This window comes from Nocardia carnea NBRC 14403 (assembly GCF_000308515.1).
GTDB lineage: Bacteria > Actinomycetota > Actinomycetes > Mycobacteriales > Mycobacteriaceae > Nocardia > Nocardia carnea.
The window spans coordinates 21,948-29,917 of the sequence record NZ_BAFV01000038.1 but is presented as its reverse complement, the minus strand read 5'-3'; the positions used below and the strand labels follow the sequence as shown (position 1 = coordinate 29,917).

The following is a 7,970-nucleotide window of genomic DNA, read 5'->3' as shown; positions in this document are numbered from 1 at the left end:
GCGTCGGGTAAGCGCCCCACGTGGCTGATATGACGATCCGAGAAGTAGCGCAACGACCCGGCCCGTTCGCCTCGCTGTACATCGACGCCCAGCACGACACGGAGGACGCCGAGCAGCAGCGCACACTGCGCTGGCGGGCCCTCGCCGAACGCCTCGAGGCCGCGGGCGCGACGGACCGCATGATCGAATCCCTGGCGGCGGCGGTCACCGGCAGCCCACCGGAACCGGGACGCGCCGGCCGCGTCCTGATCGCCGACTCCGAACGAGTGCTGATCGATCGGCGGCTGCCCCGGCCGGTCCAGCCGGAAATCGTCCGGGTCTCGCCGTTGCCCTATCTGCTGCCGCTCATCGAATGCGAAACCGAGGAGGTCCCGCACGCGGTGGCAGTGGTGGACAAGGTGGGTTCGGAACTGTACGGGGTCGACGGCGAGGGCAATGTGGTCGGCGAAACCGTGGAGGGCGAGGGTCACCCGGTGCACAAGGTCCGCCACGGCGGCGGCTGGTCGCATCTGTCGATGCAGCGGCGCGTGGAGGAAACCGTCCGGCGCAATGCCGACGATATCGCCGCGGAGCTGAAACGCCTGACCGAACGTATCCGGGCCCGGATCGTGGTGCTGGCCGGTGAGGTCAGCACCCGCGCCGAGGTCCGCAGAGCACTCGGTTCGGTGCCGGCGCGCGTCGTGGAGGTCGAATCCGGTGGCCGGGCCGCCGGCACCGATACCGGCGGATTCGATGCCGAAGTCCGTGAGCTCGTCATCGCCGAGGCGCTAGAGGCCCGGGACGAAGCGGTCGCGCGATTCGACCAGGCCCAGGGCCGCGACGACGGACCCGCCGTCGCCGGACTCTCCGCGACGGTGTCGGCGCTCCTGGCGGCCAACACCGAGAATCTGCTGATCAGTGGCGAGGCCCTCGGCGACCGCACAGTAGAACTGGACCCCGAACCCGTCCGCGACCCGGCGGCACTCGGCGCGCTGTCCGAAACGTCCGCGCAGACGTGCCGGGCCGACGAAGCACTACCGGTGGGTGTTCTGGTGCGCGGCGGAACGATCACCCCGGTCGACGCGGAGACCGCACCCAGCGAGGGTGTCGGCGCCCTGCTGCGGCACACCTGAACCCCGTCGCCCGAGGCAGGAGGACACGATGGAACGAGGAAGCAGTAAACACGGCCCGGCCCGCGACGACGAACTCGCCCACGAAATGGAGGGCACGCTGCGCGGTAACCGATCCAACCGGGCCGAGGAATGGCACGATCCGGAACCACCCGCGGACGACGACGAACTGGTGAACGAGCGCGTCGACCGAACCGAGCGTCCCGGCGAAGCGGGGTCATGACAAACCCGTTCGGTGCCGGCCCGTATCCGCGGTAGAGGAGGGACGGGAACCCGAATCCTGGCGGCGCCGAGTGTATTCGGACGTCGGCGTACGTCCGGCTGCCACCGATGCCCCGGTGAGCAAACGGTAACTGTCGCGCGGGCGCCGAGGTATCGAGCGAGTCCGGGCGCTCACGCCGCCAAGTACCCGGCGGGCCGCCCGATACCAGCGTTATAGCTGTCCGGAAAGCACGGGCACCAATCGGGCGAGCCCGTCGGACCCGTACCCCGCATCCAGTGCGCGGCGGAAGAGATCGTTCGTCGCGTCGAGCACACCGGTGTCGATGCCGTGGCGCGCGATCACCTCGCGCAGCGTCGCCGATACGGCGTACGCGGACGCGATGGAGGTGTCGTCGGCCGGATAATGACCGGCGGCGACCTGCTCGGCGGTTTTCGCCATCAACTCCGGCACCAGGCCGACCAGGGCAGGTGCGAACGGCACCAGCTCACTACCCTTCACCCCCTCGGCCTCGGCGAGCGAAATACCGAGGGACACACCGATATACGACAGCCAGAACACCGAAACCAGTGCCGCGTCGAACGCGGCGGCCCGGCCGTAGTCCGCGCCCAGGTATCTCCCCTGGTCGGTCAGCACCCGCAACGCCGGCTCCGCGCTGCGAAAGCCGCTGTCGGACCCCGAGTACAGCAGGAGTGCCTCCGGTGTCCCGATACCCTGCGGTACCGCCATGACAGCGCCGTCCACGTACTCCGCACCATGGCGCGTGACCCATTCGGCGCGGGCCCTCGACTGCTCCGGAGTCGACGACGTGAGGTTCACCAGCACACGCTCGCGAAGCGCCGGGCCTGCTTCGGCCAGCGCCTCCCCCACCGCGTCGTCATCGAGCAGCGAGACGACGATCAGCGGCGCGGACGCGACCGCTTCGGTGGCCGATGAGGTACTGCGCGCACCGAGGTCGAGCAGGGGCCGGGACTTTGCCGCGGTCCGATTCCACACGACCGTCGGATGACCCGCTGCCAGGAAGGTTGTCGCGATTGCCGAACCCATGAATCCCAGCCCGAGGACGGCGACAGGCGTGGGTGAAACCTCGAACATTCCACACTCCATAATCGTTGGACAGTTATCCAACTATCATTGTTGTACGATCATCCAACTGTCAAGCGAGTGGAGGAAGTGGCGCATGCCCGCCGAGTTACCGCACCCGGAAACGGCCGAACTGGACCTGGCCACCGTCATGCACGCCCTGTCCGATCCCATCCGGCTCGAGCTGGTGGCCTGCCTGGCCTGCGACGAAGGGGAGAGCTGCGGTGACCTCGGCCGCAATATCGAACTGCACAAGTCCACGCTTTCGCACCATTACCGAGTGCTACGACAAGCCGGGATCACCCGCACCACGATCACCGGCCGCACCAGACACGTCCGCCTGCGCTACGAGGATTTGCACGCCCGATTCCCCGGCCTGCTGGACGTGGTGTTCCGCAGCCTCGCCCAGTTGGTCGACGACGACGAGAAGTGGAACGGTCCCTCCGAGGACCGCGCGAAACTGCTCACCGCACTGAAGCGGCCCATCGACGCACGCCTGCAGCCGTAACCGCCGAAACCCAACGGCAGCTCGCGCGCGACCAGGACCGCTTCGCGTAACAGCCGGCTACTCCGGAGTTCGAGCGTCGCGGCGGTCCGTGACCGGGGACCCAGCTATCGACTTACTCCCGACTGAGGCAGGTTATTGCTTATATTGTGAGCGTCTGCTCATAATATGAGCGCGCTGTGGCCTGAGTCACGGCAAACCTGCCCCGCGTCCGGCGCGGGACCAGCACTCACCCGAGTGCGACTCGATGGGAACAAGCACATGTCAGACCTTGCAACGATGCTCAATACCGCGGCCGCGATCCTCGCTGTCGTCGTGCTGATCACCCGGTTCAAAATCAATCCTGCGGTATCGCTGGTGATCGGCGCGGCCTACCTGGGCCTCACCTCCGGGCTGGGCGTCACGAATACCGTGGAAACCATCAGTACCGGCTTCGGCGACATCATGGCCGAGGTGGGCCTGCTGGTCGCCTTCGGTGTGCTGATGGGCGCGATGCTGCAGGAAACGGGCGCGATCCAGCGCCTGGTCGCCGCACTGGTCCGGCTACTGGGCGCCGACCGGATGCCGTATGCGATGTCGCTGACACTCGCGACCTTCCTGCAGTCGATCTACCTCGATGTGCTCATGGTGATCTCGGCCCCGCTGGCCCGCAGCACCGCCGCCAAGATCGAGAAGAAGGGCACCGCCAAGATGGCGACCGCCCTGGCGATCGGCGGGGAATGCGGCATCGTGCTGACGGTGCCGGGCGTCGGAGCGCTCGCACTGGCCGGTCTACTGGGTGTACCGCTGGGCAAAATGCTGCTCTTCGGGCTTGTTCTGGTGATCCCGACCGTGGCGATCGCGGTAGCGGTGATGTGTTTCCTGTTCGACCGCGGCTGGTGGGACGAGGAGCGCGACGAACAACAGATAGCCGTCGAGCCGGACTCCGGCGACAACCACGAGCTCGAGTCCGCGTCGGGTGCAGTGGCCACCAAGACCGCGGCCGAAACCCGCACCGAGACTCCCCTGCCGCTGCTCTTCGCGCCGCTGTGCACCGCGCTGGTCCTGATCGCCGTCGGCGCGATCCTCGATGTCGCCGAGGTGCACAACCCGGTGGTCGAGTTCCTGTCGACCCCGGTCATCGCCCTGCTCATCGGCCTGGTCGGCACCAGCCTCGTCGGCCGCCGCGCCGTCGGGGTCGACCGCGTGCAGCAGTCCATCGCCACCGGGTTCCGCGAAAGCGGCCAAATTCTCATCCTCACCGGTGTCGGCGGTTCGCTGGCGGCCACCATTTCGGCCATCGGGCTCGGCGATATCCTCGGCGAATACTTCACCGCGAGTACCGCCGCGCCGCTGCTCATGGTGTGGGTCATCGCCGCGGTCCTGCATATCGCGGTGGGCTCGGTGACGATCTCGGCGATTACCGCCGCCGGTGTCCTCGCCCCGGTCGCGCCCGCCCTCGGTATCGATCCGGTGCTCGTCGCGCTGGCCGCGGGCGCCGGTTCGTTGTTCGCCGTGCACGTCACCAGTAACACCTTCTGGCTGCTGCAGTCCCTGATGGGCCAGACCACCCGCGGCACCCTGAAATCCTGCTCGGTCGGTGTCTCGGTCGCCTCGGTGGTGGCGATCCTGCTCATCATGCCGCTGAGCCTGGTCCTCTGACACGCAACGTTAGGAAGATATGAGTAACGAGGCTGTTCGCCCGCTGGCCGGGATCCGTGTCCTCGAGCTGGGCAACTACATCGCCGCACCGACTGCCGGGCGGATGCTCGCCGATTTCGGCGCCGAAGTGATCAAGGTCGAACGGCCGGCCACCGGTGACGAATTGCGCCGGTGGCGGCTGTACGCCGGCGATACGTCGATGCTGTACCGCACGATCAACCGGAACAAGAAATCCATCGTTCTGGATCTGAAAACCGAAGCCGGCCGGGCGCTTGTCCTGGACCTGGTTCGCGAATGCGATGTGCTGCTGGAGAACTTCCGGCCCGGAACGCTGGAGAAATGGGGGCTCAGGCCCGAGGAATTGCAGCAGGTCAACCCCGATCTGGTGCTCACCCGGATCTCCGCATACGGCCAGACCGGCCCGCAGTCCGCACGCCCCGGCTTCGCCGCCGTGGCCGAAGCGGTCGGCGGCCTGCGCGAACTGGTCGGCGACCCCGACCGGCCGCCGGTACGCACCGGTGTCTCCATCGGAGATTCCATCGCCGGTATCTACGCCGCATTCGGCACCGTGATGGCACTGTTCCAGCGGGTTCGCAGCACTGCCCCGATCCCGCTGCCGGAACGCATCATCGACGTGGCACTCAACGAATCGATCCTGTCGGTGATGGAATCGCTCGTGCCCGACTACCTCGCCTACGGGGTCGAGCGGCAGCGGGTGGGCGGCCGAATGGAAGGTATCGCCCCGTCCAACGCCTACCCCTGCAGCGACGGCTACAGCATCATCATCGCCGGTAACGGTGACGGAATCTTCCAGCGCTATATGGAGATCATCGAACGCCCGGACCTCGCCGCCGACCCCGGCCTGCGCGATAACGCCGGACGCTGGGGCCGCCGCGAGGAACTCGATGCCGCGATCTCCGGCTGGACCGTAAGGCACACCCGCGAAGAAGCCCTGAAAATCCTGGACGAAGCCGGGGTCCCCTCGGGACCGATCTACACGGCCGCCGATATCTGCGCCGACGAACAGTACGCCGCCCGGAACATGATCCAGCAGTTCCCGGTGGACACCGGCGCCGCCGAACCCACCACCGTCGGCTTCCCCGGCATCGTCCCGGTGATCGGCGGGGCGTCGCTGCCGATCCGTACAATCGGACCCGACCTGGGCGAACACACGCGGGAGGTACTCGCATCGGTGCTCCGCCTCACCGACGACGAAATCGATGCCGTCACAGGCACGGCCGAAACAGGGGTTGCGGTATGACCTTCACCTACACACCGGCCGCGCGGTTACGCGATGTCACGCTGCGCGACGGTTTGCAGCTCACCGGAAAACTGCTGCCGACCGAGCGCAAAGTCGAGATCGCCCGCGAACTGCTCGCCCTGGGTGTCCCGGAACTCGAGATCGGTTCCATGGCGCGCCCCGACCTCGTGCCGCCGCTGGCCAATACGCTCGAGGTCATCGCCGAGCTGACGCCGGAGGAACTCGAGAAATGCTGGGTGTGGGTCGCCACGCCCAGGCATATCGAGAAGGCCGCCGCCGCGGGAGCGCGGAACTTCCAATACTGTTTCTCCGCGTCGGATTCGCATAACCAGGCCAATATCGGGCGCAGCACCGAGGACAGTGTGGCCGCCATGCCGCGGGCCGTGGAACTCGCCCGTGACTGCGGCGGCGCCATCGAGCTCTGTATCGCGACCTCGTTCACCTGCCCGATCGAAGGCATGGTCGATCCGGAGCGCGTACTCGGGATCGCCGCCGACCCCCGCACCGACGGCGCCGCCGATATCGTCATCTGCGATACCCTCGGCCAGGCCGTACCGGCGCAGGTCTCCCAGCTCATCCGGGCGGTCGGCACCACCACCCCGGACCGCCGGATCGTCTTCCACGGCCACGACACCTGGGGGCTGGGGGTGGCGAACACGCTGGCGGCCATCGATGCGGGCGCCGGCATGGTCGACGGTTGCCTGGGCGGTCTCGGCGGCTGCCCATTCGCGCCGGGCGCCAGCGGGAACACCGCCAGCGAGGACATCCTGTTCGCCACCCGCCCGGACTGGCTCACCCCGGACACCCTGGCACGGATGGTGGATATCAGTGAACGGATGCTCGCCGAACTCGGTGAACCCAACCGTTCCAAAACCGCCCAGGGCGCACGCTCGGAAGCCCGCGCCTTCGAATGGGTGATCGCGTGACGGCCACCGATTTCCTCGTCACCACCCCGCTCCCCGATCCCGGTATGCGACTGCTCGAGGCGGCCGGAACGGTGACGCTCGCCGAAAACGGGATGACCCACACCGAATTGGCGGACGCATGCGCCTCGGGCAACCACCGGGTGGTGGTGGCACAATTACGCGACGAGTTCGACGCCACCCTGCTGGACGGCGCGAAGATCACCGGAATCAGCAATTTCGCGGTGGGCTACAACAACATCGATATCGCGGCGGCAACGGCGAACTCCATCGTCGTCGGCAACACCCCGGGGGTGCTCACCGACGCCACCGCGGATATCGCCGTCCTGCTGATGCTGGCTGTCGCGCGGCGGTGCGTGGAAGCCGATGCGTTCGTCCGCGCCGGGAAATTCCACGGCTGGGAACCGGAATTGCTCCTGGGACACGATGTCAGCGGGAAAACGCTGGGACTGGCAGGTTTCGGCCGGATCGCCCGCGCTACCGCCCGGCGTGCCCTCGCGTTCGGGATGACGGTCGCGTTCTGCCCGCGACCCCCGGGTGATCGCCCGGTGAGCGAGGACGAACTCGGTGAATTCGCCGGCAAGGTACGGCATATGTCCTGGCCGGAACTCATCGAGACCAGCGACTACCTCTCGATGCACGTACCGCTGAACGACCAGACCCGTCACCTCGTCGACGCCGGCGTTCTGAACGCGATGAAACCGTCGGCGATCCTGATCAACACCGCCCGCGGGCCGGTCGTCGACGAGCGGGCGCTGGTAGCGGCGCTGCGGGCCGGGTCCATCGCGGGCGCCGGACTCGACGTTTACGAGGACGAGCCGCGATTGGCAGAGGGGCTGGCCGAACTGCCGAATACTGTGCTGCTCCCGCATGTCGGCAGTGCCACCGTGCCGGTCCGCGCCGAAATGGCCCGCCGCTGTGCGGAGAACGCGATCGCGATGGCGCGCGGGGAATTACCGCCTTATCCGGTCAACCCGGAGGCACTCGCCCACTGAGAACGACCGGCACCGCCGCCCGGCCGCCGCCACGCCGCGTGTCGGTCCGGCCGACCGCGTAGCACCGGAAACGGTTCGGGCGCAATCATGTTCCGAAGGCGGCCCGGTACGTCCGTGCCCGGCGTGTCACCGTTGAAACGGTATGAGGATTCCGAGCCGGCACGTGGCCGCCCCGTGATGCCGGCTCCTGTTCACGATGGGGCCCTGCCAGGTGAAGGCATGCAGCGGACAAA

8 protein-coding genes are annotated in these 7,970 nt (G+C 67.5%); 7 read left to right on the top strand and 1 reads right to left on the bottom strand.

All coding sequences use genetic code 11. The features are described from left to right. Positions 1–29: 29 nt before the first annotated feature. Entirely contained in the window at positions 30–1,112 is a 1,083-nt protein-coding gene (locus ON22_RS12890; RefSeq protein WP_051157570.1) for an Rv2629 family ribosome hibernation factor, read from the top strand. Positions 1,113–1,140: 28 nt separating this feature from the next. Beyond that, positions 1,141–1,332 (top strand): hypothetical protein, encoded by a 192-nt coding sequence (locus ON22_RS12885; RefSeq protein WP_033245564.1) that lies wholly within the window; start codon positions 1,141–1,143, stop codon positions 1,330–1,332. A 210-nt stretch (positions 1,333–1,542) separates the two neighbouring features. Here ON22_RS12885 and ON22_RS12880 read toward each other — a convergent pair whose 3' ends face one another. After that, positions 1,543–2,424, bottom strand: a complete 882-nt coding sequence (locus ON22_RS12880; protein WP_033245565.1) for an NAD(P)-dependent oxidoreductase — start codon at positions 2,422–2,424, stop codon at positions 1,543–1,545. An 85-nt stretch (positions 2,425–2,509) separates the two neighbouring features. On the opposite strand from ON22_RS12880, the gene ON22_RS12875 reads away from it, so the two are divergent. The 5 genes from ON22_RS12875 to ON22_RS12855 all read left to right on the top strand — a co-directional run bounded on the left by ON22_RS12875 (position 2,510) and on the right by ON22_RS12855 (position 7,737). Further along, positions 2,510–2,920 carry an ArsR/SmtB family transcription factor gene (locus tag ON22_RS12875; protein ID WP_063820585.1) on the top strand — a complete coding sequence of 137 codons (411 nt, stop codon included), beginning with the start codon at positions 2,510–2,512 and terminating at the stop codon, positions 2,918–2,920. Between the two features lie 258 nt (positions 2,921–3,178). After that, complete coding sequence (locus ON22_RS12870) at positions 3,179–4,558, top strand: GntP family permease (protein ID WP_033245566.1); 1,380 nt, start codon at positions 3,179–3,181, stop codon at positions 4,556–4,558. A 19-nt stretch (positions 4,559–4,577) separates the two neighbouring features. Continuing rightward, on the top strand, positions 4,578–5,819 hold the full coding sequence (locus ON22_RS12865; RefSeq protein ID WP_033245567.1) for a CaiB/BaiF CoA transferase family protein: 1,242 nt from the start codon (positions 4,578–4,580) through the stop codon (positions 5,817–5,819). Continuing rightward, positions 5,816–6,745: a hydroxymethylglutaryl-CoA lyase-like TIM-barrel protein gene (locus ON22_RS12860; protein ID WP_033245790.1), complete on the top strand. Its 930-nt coding sequence runs from the start codon at positions 5,816–5,818 to the stop codon at positions 6,743–6,745. The genes ON22_RS12865 and ON22_RS12860 overlap by 4 nt, the downstream gene beginning before the upstream one ends. Continuing rightward, entirely contained in the window at positions 6,742–7,737 is a 996-nt protein-coding gene (locus ON22_RS12855; protein ID WP_174375579.1) for a 2-hydroxyacid dehydrogenase, read from the top strand. Before ON22_RS12860 ends, ON22_RS12855 begins: the two co-directional genes overlap by 4 nt. Positions 7,738–7,970 lie beyond the last annotated feature (233 nt).

What these genes read in the sequence shown, in the direction of transcription:
- ON22_RS12890 (WP_051157570.1), top strand. Translation starts at nt 30, where the DNA reads ATGACGATCCGAGAAGTAGCGCAACGACCCGGCCCGTTCGCCTCGCTG.
- ON22_RS12880 (WP_033245565.1), bottom strand. Translation starts at nt 2,424, where the DNA reads ATGTTCGAGGTTTCACCCACGCCTGTCGCCGTCCTCGGGCTGGGATTC.
- ON22_RS12860 (WP_033245790.1), top strand. Translation starts at nt 5,816, where the DNA reads ATGACCTTCACCTACACACCGGCCGCGCGGTTACGCGATGTCACGCTG.
- ON22_RS12865 (WP_033245567.1), top strand. Translation starts at nt 4,578, where the DNA reads ATGAGTAACGAGGCTGTTCGCCCGCTGGCCGGGATCCGTGTCCTCGAG.
- ON22_RS12885 (WP_033245564.1), top strand. Translation starts at nt 1,141, where the DNA reads ATGGAACGAGGAAGCAGTAAACACGGCCCGGCCCGCGACGACGAACTC.
- ON22_RS12875 (WP_063820585.1), top strand. Translation starts at nt 2,510, where the DNA reads ATGCCCGCCGAGTTACCGCACCCGGAAACGGCCGAACTGGACCTGGCC.
- ON22_RS12870 (WP_033245566.1), top strand. Translation starts at nt 3,179, where the DNA reads ATGTCAGACCTTGCAACGATGCTCAATACCGCGGCCGCGATCCTCGCT.